This window comes from Sulfurovum sp. (genome assembly GCF_041551015.1).
Taxonomy (GTDB): domain Bacteria; phylum Campylobacterota; class Campylobacteria; order Campylobacterales; family Sulfurovaceae; genus Sulfurovum.
The window spans coordinates 1-15,791 of record NZ_JBFENQ010000005.1 but is presented as its reverse complement, the minus strand read 5'-3'; the positions used below and the strand labels follow the sequence as shown (position 1 = coordinate 15,791).

At 38.7% G+C, this 15,791-nt stretch carries 18 protein-coding genes and 1 pseudogene; 8 read left to right on the top strand and 11 right to left on the bottom strand.

Going from position 1 to position 15,791, the window contains the following annotated elements:
- Positions 1 to 68: 68 nt before the first annotated feature.
- Genes mreC through ABZC96_RS00670 form a run of 9 tightly spaced genes read right to left on the bottom strand, consistent with a single transcriptional unit; the run spans position 69 to position 8,792 of the window.
- Entirely contained in the window at positions 69 to 1,103 is a 1,035-nt protein-coding gene (gene mreC, locus ABZC96_RS00710; protein WP_373028357.1) for a rod shape-determining protein MreC, read from the bottom strand.
- Positions 1,093 to 2,127, bottom strand: a complete 1,035-nt coding sequence (locus ABZC96_RS00705; protein ID WP_373028355.1) for a rod shape-determining protein — start codon at positions 2,125 to 2,127, stop codon at positions 1,093 to 1,095. The genes mreC and ABZC96_RS00705 overlap by 11 nt, the downstream gene beginning before the upstream one ends.
- 26 nt (positions 2,128 to 2,153) lie before the next feature.
- Positions 2,154 to 3,374 carry an ATP-dependent Clp protease ATP-binding subunit ClpX gene (clpX, locus tag ABZC96_RS00700; RefSeq protein ID WP_373028353.1) on the bottom strand — a complete coding sequence of 407 codons (1,221 nt, stop codon included), beginning with the start codon at positions 3,372 to 3,374 and terminating at the stop codon, positions 2,154 to 2,156.
- Entirely contained in the window at positions 3,371 to 4,171 is an 801-nt protein-coding gene (gene lpxA, locus ABZC96_RS00695) for an acyl-ACP--UDP-N-acetylglucosamine O-acyltransferase (RefSeq protein WP_373028352.1), read from the bottom strand. Before lpxA ends, clpX begins: the two co-directional genes overlap by 4 nt.
- Before the next feature lie 8 nt (positions 4,172 to 4,179).
- Positions 4,180 to 4,629, bottom strand: a complete 450-nt coding sequence (gene fabZ, locus ABZC96_RS00690) for a 3-hydroxyacyl-ACP dehydratase FabZ (RefSeq protein WP_373028351.1) — start codon at positions 4,627 to 4,629, stop codon at positions 4,180 to 4,182.
- Positions 4,630 to 4,686: 57 nt separating this feature from the next.
- A complete protein-coding gene (locus tag ABZC96_RS00685) occupies positions 4,687 to 5,766 on the bottom strand; it encodes an epoxyqueuosine reductase QueH (protein ID WP_373028349.1) in 1,080 nt (359 codons plus the stop codon).
- 2 nt (positions 5,767 to 5,768) lie between these two features.
- Entirely contained in the window at positions 5,769 to 6,812 is a 1,044-nt protein-coding gene (gene lpxB, locus ABZC96_RS00680; protein ID WP_373028348.1) for a lipid-A-disaccharide synthase, read from the bottom strand.
- 22 nt (positions 6,813 to 6,834) lie between these two features.
- Positions 6,835 to 7,398 carry a hypothetical protein gene (locus ABZC96_RS00675; protein ID WP_373028347.1) on the bottom strand — a complete coding sequence of 188 codons (564 nt, stop codon included), beginning with the start codon at positions 7,396 to 7,398 and terminating at the stop codon, positions 6,835 to 6,837.
- Positions 7,395 to 8,792 (bottom strand): Na+/H+ antiporter NhaC family protein, encoded by a 1,398-nt coding sequence (locus ABZC96_RS00670; protein WP_373028346.1) that lies wholly within the window; start codon positions 8,790 to 8,792, stop codon positions 7,395 to 7,397. The genes ABZC96_RS00675 and ABZC96_RS00670 overlap by 4 nt, the downstream gene beginning before the upstream one ends.
- Between ABZC96_RS00670 and ABZC96_RS00665 the strand changes: the two genes are divergently transcribed.
- Complete coding sequence (locus ABZC96_RS00665) at positions 8,791 to 9,477, top strand: L,D-transpeptidase (RefSeq protein WP_373028345.1); 687 nt, start codon at positions 8,791 to 8,793, stop codon at positions 9,475 to 9,477. The genes ABZC96_RS00670 and ABZC96_RS00665 overlap by 2 nt on opposite strands.
- A gap of 5 nt (positions 9,478 to 9,482) precedes the next feature.
- Here ABZC96_RS00665 and ABZC96_RS00660 read toward each other — a convergent pair whose 3' ends face one another.
- On the bottom strand, positions 9,483 to 10,334 hold the full coding sequence (locus ABZC96_RS00660; RefSeq protein WP_373028343.1) for an energy transducer TonB: 852 nt from the start codon (positions 10,332 to 10,334) through the stop codon (positions 9,483 to 9,485).
- A gap of 109 nt (positions 10,335 to 10,443) precedes the next feature.
- Between ABZC96_RS00660 and hemL the strand changes: the two genes are divergently transcribed.
- The 7 genes from hemL to ABZC96_RS00625 all read left to right on the top strand — a co-directional run bounded on the left by hemL (position 10,444) and on the right by ABZC96_RS00625 (position 15,457).
- Positions 10,444 to 11,733 carry a glutamate-1-semialdehyde 2,1-aminomutase gene (gene hemL, locus ABZC96_RS00655; protein WP_373028341.1) on the top strand — a complete coding sequence of 430 codons (1,290 nt, stop codon included), beginning with the start codon at positions 10,444 to 10,446 and terminating at the stop codon, positions 11,731 to 11,733.
- Positions 11,734 to 11,859: 126 nt separating this feature from the next.
- The gene (locus tag ABZC96_RS00650; RefSeq protein ID WP_373028340.1) at positions 11,860 to 12,159 is read left to right on the top strand and encodes an AtpZ/AtpI family protein; all 300 of its coding nucleotides are present in this window, start codon (positions 11,860 to 11,862) and stop codon (positions 12,157 to 12,159) included.
- A complete protein-coding gene (locus ABZC96_RS00645; RefSeq protein WP_373028338.1) occupies positions 12,152 to 12,694 on the top strand; it encodes a hypothetical protein in 543 nt (180 codons plus the stop codon). The genes ABZC96_RS00650 and ABZC96_RS00645 overlap by 8 nt, the downstream gene beginning before the upstream one ends.
- Before the next feature lie 36 nt (positions 12,695 to 12,730).
- Positions 12,731 to 13,444: a peptidoglycan recognition family protein gene (locus tag ABZC96_RS00640; protein ID WP_373028337.1), complete on the top strand. Its 714-nt coding sequence runs from the start codon at positions 12,731 to 12,733 to the stop codon at positions 13,442 to 13,444.
- Positions 13,444 to 14,967: a sodium:solute symporter gene (locus tag ABZC96_RS00635; RefSeq protein WP_373028336.1), complete on the top strand. Its 1,524-nt coding sequence runs from the start codon at positions 13,444 to 13,446 to the stop codon at positions 14,965 to 14,967. The genes ABZC96_RS00640 and ABZC96_RS00635 overlap by 1 nt, the downstream gene beginning before the upstream one ends.
- A 50-nt stretch (positions 14,968 to 15,017) precedes the next feature.
- On the top strand, positions 15,018 to 15,248 hold the full coding sequence (locus tag ABZC96_RS00630; protein ID WP_373028335.1) for a DUF4177 domain-containing protein: 231 nt from the start codon (positions 15,018 to 15,020) through the stop codon (positions 15,246 to 15,248).
- Positions 15,245 to 15,457, top strand: coding sequence for a hypothetical protein (locus tag ABZC96_RS00625; RefSeq protein WP_373028334.1), 213 nt, complete (start codon positions 15,245 to 15,247; stop codon positions 15,455 to 15,457). The genes ABZC96_RS00630 and ABZC96_RS00625 overlap by 4 nt, the downstream gene beginning before the upstream one ends.
- Before the next feature lie 101 nt (positions 15,458 to 15,558).
- Here the strand turns inward: ABZC96_RS00625 and ABZC96_RS00620 are convergent.
- A pseudogene (locus ABZC96_RS00620) lies at positions 15,559 to 15,791 on the bottom strand (aminotransferase); the annotation flags it as partial.

Genomic DNA, 15,791 nt, shown 5'->3' with positions numbered 1-15,791 from the left:
AATTTTTAGTTTGTTATTATACATGATATAGATAGAAAAAGCCCTTAAAAAAGGGCAAATATACGCTTTTAGAAGAGGTCTAAACTACTTGAATCAATTTTGGGCTTAGTATTATAGACTTTTTTAGGCTTTTCAGGTATTTCGGAAGGTTCTACAGGCTCAATAATATCTTCTTGTGTCTGATCAATACGACTTGGAATACTGGAAACAACAGGTGTACTGATATTGGCATCCTTAAGTGGTTCATTTGAAAGACTCTGCTTTACATTGGTGTCGGGAATACTGTATCTTGTAGACAATTTTGTACTGTTAGAGTCAAAGTTTTCTGCAAGTGTTGCTTTTGCATCGTTGATCAGGAAAAAAGTTTTTGGATGAAAAATATCATTGTAGGTTTTTATATGTGCAACGGTATATGAACTTTGTACTTCTACTTTTGTTACAAGACCTACAGGTATATCAGCAAAAAATATACCATCCAAACCTGAGGTAACAACAGTATCTCCTTCTTTTATTTTATGCCATTTCGGTATGAATTTGATGAGCATATCATTTTCTTTTAGTCCCATTGCAATACCTGGTGCTTTTGTTTTTCCTATGAAAACAGAGAAACGACATTTTTCATCTGATGTAAGATAGCCATAGAGTTGATTGTTGTGCACTCTTGCAGTACCTGCTACCACACTGCCTTGTATAAGTCCATAGAGTTTATCTTCCACCAGTCCTTTAGGTTTAGTAAGCATGATCTGTGAAAAACTGTTAAGTTTTACATAGGAGATGGTATCGGTGATAGAGATGTTTTTTACAGGAACATGACTTAATGTTGGAAGTACTTCATAAATATCCTTTACTTGTTCTATATAGTGGATCTGTTCGAGAAGACGTTTACGTAAAATACGGTTCTCTTTACCCAGTTTTTGGATAGCTTCTTTTTGAAAAATATAGCTTTGGCTTTTATTTTCTAAATTCTGTGTAAAGTTTTTATACTTTTGTTTGATGGGGTTAATGATATTGAGAAACGTATCTGAGATACGCTCATCATTTCGTGAGAGTAATACTGTTAATATGAGTAACAGTATTACTATGATGACAAGCCTAGTCTTCATATGCCATTTGTTGGAGGAGATCTATTTCATCTAGTGCGATACCTGTACCTTTTGCAACTGCAAGAAGAGGGTCTTCCGCAACATAAACAGGAAGTTTTACGATATCTGAAAGATATTTGTCTAAGCCCCTGATAAGCGCGCCACCACCAGTCAGTACAATACCGTTTTCTACGATATCACCAGCAAGTTCAGGTGGTGTTTGTTCTAGAACATCCTTCAGTGCTTCAGCGATCTCCTCTAAAGAGTCTTTCATTGCTGATCTGATATGTTCAGAAGTGATCTCCATAGCAGTGAGAGTCCCCTCAACTTGATCTCTACCACGTACGGTAGTAGTCATCTCTTCTTTAAGTGGAATAGCTGTTCCGATCTTGATCTTAAGTTCCTCAGCAACACGCTCACCAATGAGCAGGTTAAAGTTCTTTTTAATATAGTCAATAATAGCCTGATCAAGATTGTCGCCTGCTACACGAATGGATTTAGATATAACAAGACCGCCAAGTGAAGTTACACCAATTTCAGTTGTACCACCACCGATATCAACTACGAGGTTACCATTAGGATCTTTTACTGGGATACCAGCACCAATTGCTGCTGCCATAGGCTCTTCTATAAGATATACATATCGGGCACCTGCATTTTCAGCAGAGTCCTTCACTGCACGCCTTTCAACCTGAGTAAGTCCATAAGGTACACAGATAATGATACGCGGAGAGAAGAAACCTTTTCTTTTATGCGCTTTTTCAATGAAGTAACGGATCATCATTTCTGTTACTTCAAAATCAGCGATAACACCATCTTTCATAGGACGAATAGCTTTAATGTTTCCTGGGGTTTTCCCTACCATGTCTTTAGCTTCTTGCCCAACTGCAAGAATACGCTCTCTACCATGTTTGTCATATTGGATAGCAACAACTGAAGGTTCGTTAATACTGATACCTTGTCCTTTTACAAGCACAAGTGTGTTTGCCGTTCCCAAGTCGATCGCTAAATCGTTTGAAAACATTCCTAATAATCTTTTAAACATTCATATATCCTTTTTTATTGCTACTGTTATGCTGTTTTTTTGTCTTTTATGTACAAAGGTTTTGCACCTGATTCAACTACTTCATTTGTAATCACTACTTCATATCCACTAAGTTCAGGTAACTCATACATGATATCCAAAAGTATCTCTTCAAGTATCGTACGTAATCCTCTTGCACCTGTTTTTCTGTCCAATGCTTTCTGTGCGATCGATATAAGGGCATCTTCTTCAAAGCTGAGCTTTACATCATCAATTTCAAAGAGTTTTTGATACTGTTTAAGCAGTGAATTTTTAGGCTCTACCAAGATACGAACCATATCTTCTTTACTGATCTCACCCAGTGTAGCAAGTACATGTAGACGACCGATAAGTTCAGGGATGAGTCCATAAGAGACAAGGTCATCTGCTTCTACCATGTGAAGAAGATTCTCTTCTTCTTTCTTAGAACGTTTTTCCTGACCAAAACCAAGTGTGTTGGCGCCAAGTCTTCTTTTTAGTATGTCGTTAAGTCCATCAAATGCACCACCACAAATGAAGAGTATATTTGATGTATCTATCTGTATAAAGTCCTGATTTGGGTGTTTACGTCCACCTTTTGGCGGGATATTCACCACTGAACCTTCAATAAGTTTAAGAAGGGCCTGTTGTACACCTTCTCCCGAAACATCACGTGTAATAGAACGGTTTTCACCCATTCTGGCGATCTTATCTACCTCATCTATGAATACAATACCTTGTTCAGCACGCTTAGGGTCCCCATCAGCAGCCATCAGTAGTTTTGTAAGGATGTTTTCTACATCTTCACCCACATATCCTGCTTCAGTAAGGTTGGTTGCATCTGCTATAGCAATAGGTACATTTAAAAATCTGGCAATGGTTTGCGCTAAAAGCGTTTTACCTGAACCTGTTGGTCCAACGAGAAGCACATTTGACTTGGCAATTTGTGTATCATCCTCGACATTGTCTTTGAAAATACGTTTATAGTGGTTATAGACAGCAACTGAAAGAGTTTTTTTTGCTTTTTCTTGACCAATGACATAATCATCAAGTAGGCTATTGATTTCTTTAGGCGTATAAAGAGTTTGTGTGTCTAACTCTGCTTGTGCTTCTTCCTGATCTTCCTCTCCAAAGAGAATCTTGTATGCAGAGACTACACAGTTGGAACAGATATAGGCACTTTCACCAGCGATGAGTGGATTTTCTTCACTCTCTTGTGCTTCACAAAAGCTACATGCTTTTCTTGTCATTTTTTATCCTCATTCATTTTTGTTCGTGTAAATGGAATCCCTCTTTTAGAGGTCATAATAAATTCACATAATTGTTTTACTTTTTCTGAACTTGTACTTTCAATAATCGTTTGAGCTACTTCCTGTAGTGGATTACCTTCTTCAAAAAGTTCTCTATAGGCTTTTTTAAGTGCATTTATCTCTTCTCTCGCCATATGTCTACGTAAGCCGGTAAGATTGAGTCCTCTGAGATTTGCACGATTACCTTCAGCTAAACAAAAAGGAGGAATATCCTGTGACAAAGCACTTGCTCCCCCTATCATTGCATAGTCACCGATATGTACGAACTGATGTATAGGAGTAAGTCCACCGATAACGACATGGTTTCCTAACTCAACATGACCAGCAAGTGTTGCCCCATTTGCAAGGATACAGTTGTCTCCAATGATAACATCATGGCCAAGGTGTACATAACCCATCAGAAGATTTCCATTTCCTATTTTGGTAATAGAACCTCCACCTTCAGTTCCCGGGTTGAGTAGGGTAAACTCTCTGATGGTATTATTGTCACCAATGATAAGCTCTACATGCTCACCATTGTATTTTAAATCTTGAGGTATGGTTCCTACAGCAGAGTGAGAAAATATACGGTTATTTTTACCAATAGTAGTATGGCCCTCAATAACAGCATGAGGAGCCACTGTAGTATTGTCTCCAATTTTGACATTTGCACCGATATAGGCAAAAGGACCTACTGATACGTTATTCCCTAAGATAGCACCATCTTCTATGACTGCTGAGGCATGGATTAAAGACATCAAAAGACCTATTTATCTACTATCATAGCTTTAAGCTCAGCTTGAGCAACGATATTGTCATCTACATATGCTTTCGCATCCAGTTGCCATACGGCACCTTTGTTCTTGATCACAGATATTTTATATACAAGTTGGTCACCCGGCGTTACAGGTGCACGGAACTTCGCTTTATCAATACTCATAAAGTATACGACTTTGTTCTCTATCTCTTCCTGACTGCTTATATCCATACTTTTAAAAGCCAATACACCACCAGCCTGAGCCATACCTTCGATGATCATTACACCAGGGTAGATAGGGTGACCAGGGAAATGCCCCTGAAAGACAGGTTCAGAAATAGAAACATTTTTAAGTCCCTCTATATACTCACCTGGAGTAAGCTCCGTAATTCTGTCCACTAGTAAAAACGGATATCTGTGTGGTAATATATTTTGAATATCAACAACGTTATAAAGCATAAAAAAACCTTTATTTGAAAATTGACTTATTTTATCGAAATGTTGGTAAAAAGCGGTTTATATTTGGATTAATACTTCTTTCACGTCACTATAGGTTTTGCTTTGACAAAGGATTTCGATTTTGTTGCTCGGGATCTCTTCGACGACCAGGATAATAGATATATCATAAGGAGTTACACCCAGTTTTGCACGAAGTTCAACCTCTTCACTAAAAGCAGGAGGGGTATAGATGAGTTGGGTCACTGTTTTATAGTCTGTATGTGCAAGTTCATTGTAGTGGCCCAGTGTAATAAAACGTACCTCATCACGGTTCATATAATACACTTCACCAATATTGTACTCTATCTTTCCCCTGGTGTATTCACCTTTAATAGTAGAGTAGGGTAAAAAGTGTGCGGGTATTACTTCTTTACGTACACGTAGGAGTCCCATGGTCAAACGCCAATTTAAAAAACGTTGTTTAATGATCTTATGCGGGATGTTTGCTTCTTCCATTTGCCAACGCTTCTCATACATGTTGATACGCTCTTCTATAGATTCTGGCTGTACCTGTTTTGATAGAGGTACAAAAAGCTCATCTGCCAGTTTGTTTTGCTGATCACGCTGGATATTGAGACCAAACATACATCCGCAGTAGTCTTGACGATAGAGTGCATCTTCTTTAGCTAAGATATTTTGTTCTTGTGTGCCTGAAGCCTTTCTGTAGTCAGGAGCCACAAAAGCTATGCCTTCACGTTCTGCTAACGCATCACCAGCTGCCTGGAGTTGTCTGAGGGATTTTTTAGGACTTGTGAGCAGCGTAGAGGTAAAGCTTCGCTCACCCATTTCACTGGCTTTTTTTGCGGAAACTTCAAATCGTCTGTCAAAACAGACAGAGCAACGTGAGCCTTTTTCGGGTTCATGTTCTAATCCTCTTACCGCTTCAAGCCAGTTTTCTACATCATACTCGCCTTCTATGAGGTCGATGCCTAACATTTTACAGCTACGTTTTACATCTAATAGTCTCAAGTAGTACTCAGAGTAGGGATGAATGTTTGGATCATAAAAGAACCCCGTAAGTTTTTCTTCCGGGTATTCTGTCTGGAGTTTTTTCAAAAAGTAGTGACTGTCGACTGAACAGCAGATGTGTACTAACATGATTACTCCATTATGATTTTTGCAACATTCTCAGAACTTCCGTGAGAAAGATACGTTTTTAACTCTTCAGCTTTCTGTGCGAAGATTTTACGGTCAGTATTGTAGTACTCTTTGAGTAAGTTGTCAACTGTGACGTCTTCTTGAAGTATCTCGTTATGTAAAGTCGTGTTGTTATAGTTGGTGAGGATAATGTTTGCCAAGCCTACTTGTTTGATGCCCAGAATTTTTGTACCTATGAAAAAGTCCATTTTCTTTGCAATGTAAGCCAGCGTAAAAGGTGTACCTATAAGTGCTGCTTCAAGTGTAGCTGTACCTGAACATATGAATGCGAACTCTGCACGTCTGAGTGCTTCATGGGTATCACGTACAACTTCAAACTCACGGTTGCCTTCATAGAGTTTGGCTATCTTGTTTCTTGAAAAAGAAGGGGGAATCACAAGCAAAGGACGAATGTCAGGGAATTTTCTACGTAGTTCTAGAAAGACAGGCATGAGACGGCTTATCTCACTTTTACGGCTCCCCGGCATAAATGCTATACATCCTTTGCTCTCTTCTTCATTTCTGTGTACTTTTATCTCGTCAAGCAGAGGATGTCCTACATACTGTGCCTTGTCACTACTGTAAAAGTCCATCTCAAAAGGAAGAATACCCAGCAGTTTGTCACAGTACGCTTCTAATTTCTTTACACGTTTAGGACGACTTGCCCATACCTGAGGAAGGATGTAATAGATGATCTCTTTATCTGGGTACTTTTCTTTTAGTTTTTTAGCCAGGGGCAGGTTAAATCCCGAAGAGTCCATGAGTAGTACTTTATTCGCATTTTTGGCCAGTTCTACCATTTCATCTGCCACTTTAAAGAACCAACGTAACTTTTTGATGGCATCCACTACACCCATGATTGCCATTTCACTGATGTCATAAAGAGGTGTACCTTCTTTTATGCTTTTGTCAAAGATACCCAGCAGTTCTACATCTTGTGTATGTTTGAGTACCTCTTTTAGATGTAGGTTTGATGAGGGTTCAAGAGCTGAGACAAGAAGTTTCATCTTATAGATCCTTTTATATAACTCATAATTTCTCTTCTTTCAAAAACTTGATATGTGATGACTTTGATTCTATTATCTTCGGATCATTAGAACTTTGAAGTTCTCTTAGTCTTTCATTATCCAATCTTCTTCCACGCCAATAATATCCACCCATCACACCACCTGTTGCTGTAATGGCTAAAAGACCTGCTGTTACCATTTGTGCAAAAATAAATAATGCTCCAACACCTAAAGCTGCTGCAAAAGCAGCACCTACTTTGAAGTTGGCCTTTGCATGCGCTTTTTGAGTTTCTTTTGTAATGTTCTTATGGGCTTCTTTGATGACACGTTCTTTTGCCCGCTGTGCATTAATGCGAAGTTTATCACGTTCATTTGCAAATTTATCTTTCACTTTATCAATAGCATCTTTACTATGATGTCCCGCGATAGAACTAAACCAAAAAGCAACAACTAGAGCAATAATCAGTAAGGGAATAGCCAAACGTAAAAAACCTGTCATATTTAACTCAGCAGGAGCCAACAGTATTAACAGGTAAGTGGCTACCTGAGCGATAATGATTCCAAAGAGAAATTTTAAGAGATTCATATAGTCAACCAACCAGCCACTAAAAATGCTCCAGATGCCAGTACTCCACCAAGCAGTGCATAAGGCAGCTGTGTTCTTACGTGTTCTACATGGTCACATTCTGCTGCCATGGAGGAAATGATAGTCGTATCAGAGATAGGAGAGGAGTGGTCTCCAAAGATTCCTCCTGAGATGACAGCCGCGATGACTAAAGGGATATGCAGATCCATGGTTGCACCCAGTGCCAAACCTATAGGCATCATAATGGAAAATGTTCCCCAGCTTGTACCTGTAGAAAATGCGGTGATACTGGCTACTATAAAAATGAGAAGAGGTAGGAGAACAGGTGAGATGTTTCCCGAAAGCAGATGTGCTAAATATTTTGCTGTGCCAAGATCACCAATCACTTTACCGATAAGCAGTGCAAAGACCATGATCATACCTACAGGTATCATATTACCTATACCTTCGTAGAGACCTATAAAATAGTTCTTATGAGTAAGAATTTTACCTGGAACAAAATAGAGGTACATAAAGAGCAGTGCAACGATGACTGCGTAGTAGACAGATGTAGAACCAGAACCTTTGAAGATATCACCTTCACCAGTTAGATAAAGCCCTACAGGCACCATGATCACCATTACTACAATAGGTAAAATCATTTTGTAAGGAGTAGCTTTAATATCGGCTTCATTCTCCACTACAACATAGGGTACAGGGATGGAATACTTCATCGGTCCGATATTGATATTTAAAAATATGACACCCAGAACTATGGCTAAAGTAAAGAGTGAATAGAAATTATAAGGGATAGAAGCGATGAGCAAAGAAACTCCATCTCCTGAGATCACTTGAGAATCAATGGCCGTAACGATAAGACCTAGGAGTAATGCACCCCAGGCATTGAGAGGAATAAGAGAACAGATCGGGGCAGAAGTAGAATCACAGATGTAGGCAAGCTTTTCTCTACTGACACCATTTTTATCGCACAGAGGTTTGGCTACAGTTCCTGCTACAAGTGCTGTGATAGATGATTCTATAAATATGATAACACCTATGATATAGGCAAGCAGCATTGCTCCTATTGATGAATCTATTTTCTTTGCTTTTTTACTTAAATATATTACAAAACTATCAACGGCACCGCTAAGTGTCAGTAGTCTAATAATCGATCCGACCATAACGATAAATAGAAGCGTTTTTGCAATCCATCCTTCAGAAAAGAGTGCAATAACACCATCAAAAAGTGCGATGAAAGCATCTATAGGGTTATAGGCATTCAGTACTAAGAAACCTGCAAATATACCGCCCATGAGAGAAACGATCACATCTTTGGTTATAATAGCTAAAATGATTGTCAGCAACGGGATTGCTATTGATAATATTCCATATTCCATAGAAGGATTATACCACATGAAGATTGTACTTGCACTATGTCTGACACTTGTCACACTACAGGCACAAACAAAACAACTTTTGGTCGTAACGACAAAAAGCTGGTCTACACCTACAGGTAGTATGCAACGTTATGAACTGCATGACAGAAATTGGCAAAAAGTAGGTAAAGAGATAGATATCAAACTGGGTAGAAATGGTTTAGGGTGGGGGATAGGTCTACATGAAATACCCCAAGATGCTAAGATTATTAAAAAAGAAGGTGATGGGAAAGCTCCTGCAGGTATTTTCAGACTTAGACAAGCCTTTGGATATGCACCTTTTAATATAGAGTACCCTTATGAAGTCTACAAAGAGACAGACCATTGTGTGGATGATGTCAACTCAATGTTTTATAATAAGATAGTCGATAGCACTAAAATCGAGAGAGACTATGAAAGCCATGAACGGATGAAGTTTTCTCAAAACTACTACAAGTTTGGTATTGTTGTTGATCATAACGGTATAACAGAGGGTGCAAAGTCTAAAAGGGGTGCAGGATCATGCATCTTTATTCATATAAAGAGTGTACCTACAGCTGGTTGTACGGTGATGAATGGGAGTCAGATACAAGAGGTGTTACGTTGGTTGGATCCAAAAGGTGAACCTCTTTTGCTTCAGGGAACTGAAAGTGTAGTAGAGACATTATGGGAAAGCGTAAGATAAATATTTTAATAGATACTGTACTTTACATAAAAGATGATCTTCGTTTTTTTGTTTGGTAACGGATAATCTTTATAAGCGGTTCGTATCACGTCTAAAGTATTTTGATCTAAAGCTTGATGGCCTATATGTCTTTTTAGTTTAAGATCAGAGATATCACCATTTGGATGCAGATAAAAAGAGACAATGTTTGTTCCTTGCTGTCGTGTCCGTACGGCAACATCAGGATAACCGTTTCGGGTAAGTGTATTTTGGGTGATACGGTGGATAGTCCCTAGATTGTTTTTAATAAACTTCTTTTGAGTTTCACTGTAGGTATTAAACTCTTCACCATAAAGCTTATTGATCATTCTTGCACCATAACTGCCAGAAGAGGAGGGTTGATTTGTTTTGGATGGATACATAGAAGTACCTGAGCCCATAAGCATATTAGCCAGAGGGTCACCTGAACGTTTAGGTTGTCTGTATTGTTTTGTCTTTTTCACCACAGTTTTTTTCTGTACATTTTTAATAGGTGTTTTCTTCTCTACTTTTTTCACTACTTTTTTAACAGGTTTTGGTTCTATTTTTGTGACATTATTTTCTTCTGTACTCTGCTGTGCAAAAACCTTTTTACTTTTATCTAAAACTTTTTTCTTTATAGGTTGTACTTTAGGTTCTATCGGTTTTTCGATGATAGGCTTGGGTATTGGTGGAATTACTATAGGTTGAGGTACAGGCACTGGTTTTGGTTTAGGTGCCGGAGGCGTGACAACTTGCTGCAGGTTAAGACTTATTTTCTTTTCCTGTTCCTTTGGTGGTAAGAAGGTGATTTCTTGCCAGTTTTTTGTAAAGAGCAATAAAATCAGTAAATGCAACAATAAAGAGAGTAATAATCCTTTTAGTGTTCTGATGATACTCTCCTTGTATATAGCCCTAAGTGCCGTTAGTGTATAATCTTCGCAATTATACATAATGAGGATTAATAACATGGCATATGACAAAAGTATAGCAGCATTTGAAGAAGCATATAAAGTGATACCAGGTGGCGTTGACTCTCCAGTACGTGCATTTTCAGGAGTAGAGGGTACACCACCGTTCATAGAAAGAGGAGAGGGTGCATACCTTTATGACATAGACGGGAACAGATATATCGACTATGTACAAAGTTGGGGACCGCTTATCTTTGGTCATGCAGACGCAGAGATAGAAACAGCTGTGATTGAAGCAGTCAAAAGAGGTTTGAGTTTTGGTGCACCTACTACTGTTGAGACAGAGCTTGCAAATGAGATTGTTACACTTTTTGACAGTATCGATAAAGTACGTTTCGTTAGCTCAGGAACTGAAGCTGTTATGTCTGCTATACGCTTGGCTCGTGGTGTTACGGGTAGAGAGAACATTGTAAAATTTACAGGGTGTTACCATGGACACTCAGACTCGCTTCTTGTACAGGCAGGTTCAGGCCTAGCAACCTTTGGGAGTCCATCAAGCCCTGGTGTACCGGCTGATCTTACAAAACATACCTTATTGGCTACCTATAATGATATTGAATCAGTATTGGCATGTTTTGAAGAATCACCAGAAGGCATTGCTTGTGTGATCATCGAGCCTATCGCTGGGAATATGGGGCTGGTACCAGCAGATGAAGCTTTCTTGGAAGAACTGAGATGTCTTTGTACCAATCATGGTGCACTTCTCATCTTTGATGAAGTGATGAGTGGATTTAGAGCTTCACTTAGAGGTGCACAGGGTATTTCAACGGTGAAGCCGGATATGGTTACCTTAGGTAAGGTTATCGGTGCAGGTATGCCTGTGGGTGCATTTGGTGCATCTGCCCAGATCATGGCATATCTTTCTCCTGAAGGTCCGGTCTACCAGGCAGGAACACTTTCTGGTAACCCTGTGGCGATGGCAGCAGGTCTTACAAGTCTTAGAAAGCTCAAATCCAACCCATCTTTGTATGTATCACTGGGAAATAAAGCTAAAAAACTTATGGATGGTTTCAAAAAAGCGGCACAAGCATCAAATATACCTTTAGTGACTGATGTCAGAGGAAGTATGTTTGGTTTCTTTTTCTCGGACAAGCCGATAAAAAACTTCGATGATGCACTTGAAAACGATTCTGCTACATTTGCCAAGTTTCATAAAGGTATGTTGGACAGAGGTATTTATCTTGCATGTTCTTCATACGAAGCAGGTTTCATCTGTGCAGCTACAACAGATGAGATGATAGATGAAACGATCAAAGCAGCATACGAAGTCATGTCTGAGTTAAAATAAAAAAATGTATTACTCTTCGCAAGGCGAAAGCTTTTACGAGAAACTATTTAGTGCTTTCTTGCATAAGTCTTTAGCCAAAAGTGAGAGGAATTTAACAGGAGCTTTGCTTCTGCTAAAGGAGAAAAAATGGAACAAGAGCCAAAATTCAAAAAACTAGTGAATGCTGCTGATGGACTTAGTCTAGGTATTTCTATGGTTGTTGCCGTACTTATGGGTGTAGGTATAGGTATAGGGTTACAAAAAATTACAGGAGCCGGTTGGACACTTTGGATAGGTGTATTCATAGGTGTTGGTGCTGCTATCTCTAATGTCTATAAAGCGTATTTAAAACAGAAAAAGTCATTCGATGAACTTGCAAAAGACCCAAAATATACCTACAAAAAAGAGCAACAAGATAAATATGACGCTGAGGATGATGATGAGTAGTATGAATCGTAAGATCCTCACAGTACTGGTTACTGTCGATGTTTTACTACTATTGATCTCCATAATATTTTTTGATATTAAAATCGTTTACAACACACAAATAGGTTATATTAGCTCAACACTTGTCATGATTGCTTCGATAGTCAGTTACAGACGTATGGTCAATGCACGTGTGAAACACAACATCGTAACCATGGATGACAGTAAAGACGTCATCGACAAACTTGAAGACCCGTATGATATTTATAGTGAAGATGTAGTAGAAGACGAAGAGAAAGATTTTGCTGCAACGGTCAAAGAAGAGAAGAAAAAGCTCAAAGAGAACAGACGTACTGTATACCAAACTATAAAAGACACTAAAGCGGCACTCTCTATCTATAGACTAGGGGCATATGCATTGCTTATATTAGGTTTTTTATATCTCAACAGACAGGGATTGTTACATATTCCTAGTTATATTATCTCTTTAGGTATTCCTTCTGTGATTCTTGTTTGGGTCCTACTAAAAGAAAAAGAAAACAATAGCCAAGATTAGATAAAATAAGCCCAACTAGAACTCAGGACTTATTTTATGACAAGAACTCTACTCCTATGTATCGCACTTCTTTCTATCACTGCATGTGGGAAAGAAGAAGTAAAACCTTCAGTTTGCACTACAAAACCTATACAACCACTCCAAATCATCGATAAACCCATAGATTTTGGTCCAGAGCGTATCGCTATGACAAAAGAGTACATCAAGTCTCATTACGGCAAACAAGTAGAAAACATAGAGATCACGCCTAAGATCATTTTACTTCACTGGACTGCCGAGTTGGATTTTGATAAATCCTTTAAACGTTTACAGCCTGAAAAGCTTCTATCAGACAGACTTGACATCGTTAAAGCTTCAGCATTAAATGTATCTTCTCAATTTATGGTTGCACGTGACGGTACGATCTACCGTTTGATGCCAGAGAACTGGATGGCTCGTCATGTGATCGGACTTAATTACTCAAGCATCGGTATAGAGAATGTAGGTGGTAAAGATAACAAGATAGATGACCTTACACCAGCACAACGTCAAGCTAATATAGACCTGGTAATGTATTTAAAAGCAAAGTATCCTAGTATTGAGTATCTTATAGGGCATCATGAGTATAAGCAGATGGAGGGTACTTCTTTGTGGCTTGAAAAAGACAAAGGCTATAGAACAGTGAAGTCTGATCCAGGAGAAAAGTTTATGTCTGACATCAAAGATGCTGTAGGCTGTTTGAATCTAAAAGCACCACCTAAAGGCAAATAATGAACTCTGCATTTAGCAACCTTGACTGGGGCATATTTTTTGCATATTTTTTAGTATTAACCGTCACATCAGTACTTTTAAGTCGGGTGAAGGTCAACTCTACACGTGATTATTTTGTAGGGGGAAACACTGTACCTATGTTTGCTGCAGCTATGTCTGTACTGGCTACATCCCAGTCAGCGGCTACCTTTCTTGGCGGACCTGAGTACTCATACGGAAAAAATCTTACCTTTATAGGATTTTACATTTCTGCTTTTTTTGCAGTCCTTTTTGTAGCTAAAGTACTTATTCCCCGTTTTTATGCTATTAAGGCAGTAACGGTCTATGAACTGCTTGAGAAGCGTTATGGTGAGAATGCAAAGCGACAGGCAGGTGTCATGTTTCTAGTCGGACGTCTCTTCGCTTCAGGAGCAAGGCTCTACATAGGTGCATTGGCTATCTCCATGATACTTTTCTTAGATATCAAGCCAACACATGTGGCTATCTCTATCTCTATTTTGATGCTGGGAGCATTAGCCTATGCTTATTTTGGAGGAGTAAAATCGATCATTTTTTCTGACATTATTCAAGCTGTCACATACATTGGAGCAGGGATTGCTATACTCATCTATCTTTATATGACCATAAATACTGACTTTTCTACCATTGTCTCTACACTGCATGCAGATCAGAAACTCAAACTGCTTGACTGGTCTATGTCTGGCAGTTTTTCTGTCTGGGCCTTGCTTGGTGGCTGGTTACTCCTCAATATCGCTGCTTATGGACTTGATCAGGATATGACACAAAGGGCTTTGACATGCAAAAGCACCAAAGAAGCTCAAAATTCACTGATGATGAGTATTTACTTGACTATCCCCGTTGCGATACTCTTTTTGATGATCGGTTTGCTTCTCTACCTCTTTTACCAACATCCTGAAATTTCTGGTTTGACTACAGAAGTGGTACAAAAGTTTGAAGGCGAAAAGATCACTATCTTTATGTACTATATATTACATGAGATGCCTGAAGGAATGCGAGGATTGGTAACCGTAGGAGCTGTGGCAGCAGCTTTGTCTAGTTCAAACTCTGTCTTGGGTGCCATGTCATCTGTAGCTATAGAGGACCTCTACAAACCTTGGAAGAAAAAAAGATCTGATGTAGACGAGATGCACTTTGTTAAAGCAGGGCGTAATGCTGTACTCTTCTTTGCAGTAGCACTTTCACTTATGGCTATGCTCTCATTTTACTGGCAACGCTACACAGAACTGCCTTTGTTAAGCTTTGCTCTTGGCGTGATGGCTTTTGCATATACAGGTCTACTTGGTGTATTTGGAGCAGCTATATTTACAAAGCGTGGCAATGCTACTACAGTACCACTTGCATTACTAGGAGGATTTATGACAGTATTGTTACTTCAGCCCTATGTTCTTGGCGATCATTTAGGGACATTATTAGGTTTTAAAGTAGGATTTGCTTGGCAAATACTTTGTGGAACTTTAATAGCATTTGGTGTAATGATGATGGGAAAAAACAAATCGTATTAACGCTAGTGTCAGTGTGATATAATAAATGATCAATATGCAAAGGGATAAGTGTGCAAGAAAAAACAAATGTTGAATATAAAGCCATCGTCTACCAAGAGAGTATGTTAGGTTCACTCTTATTAGGTGGCGCAAAGGTTGACCCTGTAAAGTTTAGTGACTTCCTTAATAAAAATGCTGAAAATGGTTGGCGTGTCGTGACGATGGAAAAAGATATCCGAAGAATGCTGCTACTTTTTAAAAGAGAAGCTTATGTAGTTTTAATGATAAGGGATAAAAAATGAAAATTGCAACTATAATTTCATCAGTACTTTTGGTAAGCTGGGTAATTCTTACAATGGTGAAGATGTGGTCTGATGTGCTTGACAGTACATTATATATAAAACTATCTATTACTATGGGCATTATTGTTGTTGCTACCATACTTATTGCGTTAGCTATAAAAGAGTATGGTAGTGAGAAAAAATTAAAAGATCACAATTACTTAGATTAGTCTCTGCATCAATAAAGAACGTTATAAAAGTCTAATGAACTCTACTATAATTGTTTTGTAAAATGTTCCGCCTTGTGAGCGAAAGTATCTGGGAAATACATTTATTGTAGATTCTTCAATCTTTCTATAGCGATATCAAGCTCTTCCTCTTTTTTAGAGAAACAGAATCTTGCCAGATGAATACCTTCACTCTCTTGATAGAATGCTCTAGCCGGAACTGCAGCGATACCAGTTTTTTCTAGAAGCGTTATAACCTTTTGCTTGTCATCTTCACCTTCAAGTTTCGAAATATCGGCTAGTACATAGTAGGCCCCTTTGACATATTCTGCACTGA

Excerpts from the sequence above, each read along its gene's own strand:
- mreC (WP_373028357.1), bottom strand. The coding sequence starts at position 1,103 with ATGAAGACTAGGCTTGTCATCATAGTAATACTGTTACTCATATTAACA.
- ABZC96_RS00705 (WP_373028355.1), bottom strand. The coding sequence starts at position 2,127 with ATGTTTAAAAGATTATTAGGAATGTTTTCAAACGATTTAGCGATCGAC.
- clpX (WP_373028353.1), bottom strand. The coding sequence starts at position 3,374 with ATGACAAGAAAAGCATGTAGCTTTTGTGAAGCACAAGAGAGTGAAGAA.
- lpxA (WP_373028352.1), bottom strand. The coding sequence starts at position 4,171 with ATGTCTTTAATCCATGCCTCAGCAGTCATAGAAGATGGTGCTATCTTA.
- fabZ (WP_373028351.1), bottom strand. The coding sequence starts at position 4,629 with ATGCTTTATAACGTTGTTGATATTCAAAATATATTACCACACAGATAT.
- ABZC96_RS00685 (WP_373028349.1), bottom strand. The coding sequence starts at position 5,766 with ATGTTAGTACACATCTGCTGTTCAGTCGACAGTCACTACTTTTTGAAA.
- lpxB (WP_373028348.1), bottom strand. The coding sequence starts at position 6,812 with ATGAAACTTCTTGTCTCAGCTCTTGAACCCTCATCAAACCTACATCTA.
- ABZC96_RS00675 (WP_373028347.1), bottom strand. The coding sequence starts at position 7,398 with ATGAATCTCTTAAAATTTCTCTTTGGAATCATTATCGCTCAGGTAGCC.
- ABZC96_RS00665 (WP_373028345.1), top strand. The coding sequence starts at position 8,791 with ATGAAGATTGTACTTGCACTATGTCTGACACTTGTCACACTACAGGCA.
- ABZC96_RS00670 (WP_373028346.1), bottom strand. The coding sequence starts at position 8,792 with ATGTGGTATAATCCTTCTATGGAATATGGAATATTATCAATAGCAATC.
- hemL (WP_373028341.1), top strand. The coding sequence starts at position 10,444 with ATGGCATATGACAAAAGTATAGCAGCATTTGAAGAAGCATATAAAGTG.
- ABZC96_RS00650 (WP_373028340.1), top strand. The coding sequence starts at position 11,860 with ATGGAACAAGAGCCAAAATTCAAAAAACTAGTGAATGCTGCTGATGGA.
- ABZC96_RS00645 (WP_373028338.1), top strand. The coding sequence starts at position 12,152 with ATGAGTAGTATGAATCGTAAGATCCTCACAGTACTGGTTACTGTCGAT.
- ABZC96_RS00640 (WP_373028337.1), top strand. The coding sequence starts at position 12,731 with ATGACAAGAACTCTACTCCTATGTATCGCACTTCTTTCTATCACTGCA.
- ABZC96_RS00635 (WP_373028336.1), top strand. The coding sequence starts at position 13,444 with ATGAACTCTGCATTTAGCAACCTTGACTGGGGCATATTTTTTGCATAT.
- ABZC96_RS00625 (WP_373028334.1), top strand. The coding sequence starts at position 15,245 with ATGAAAATTGCAACTATAATTTCATCAGTACTTTTGGTAAGCTGGGTA.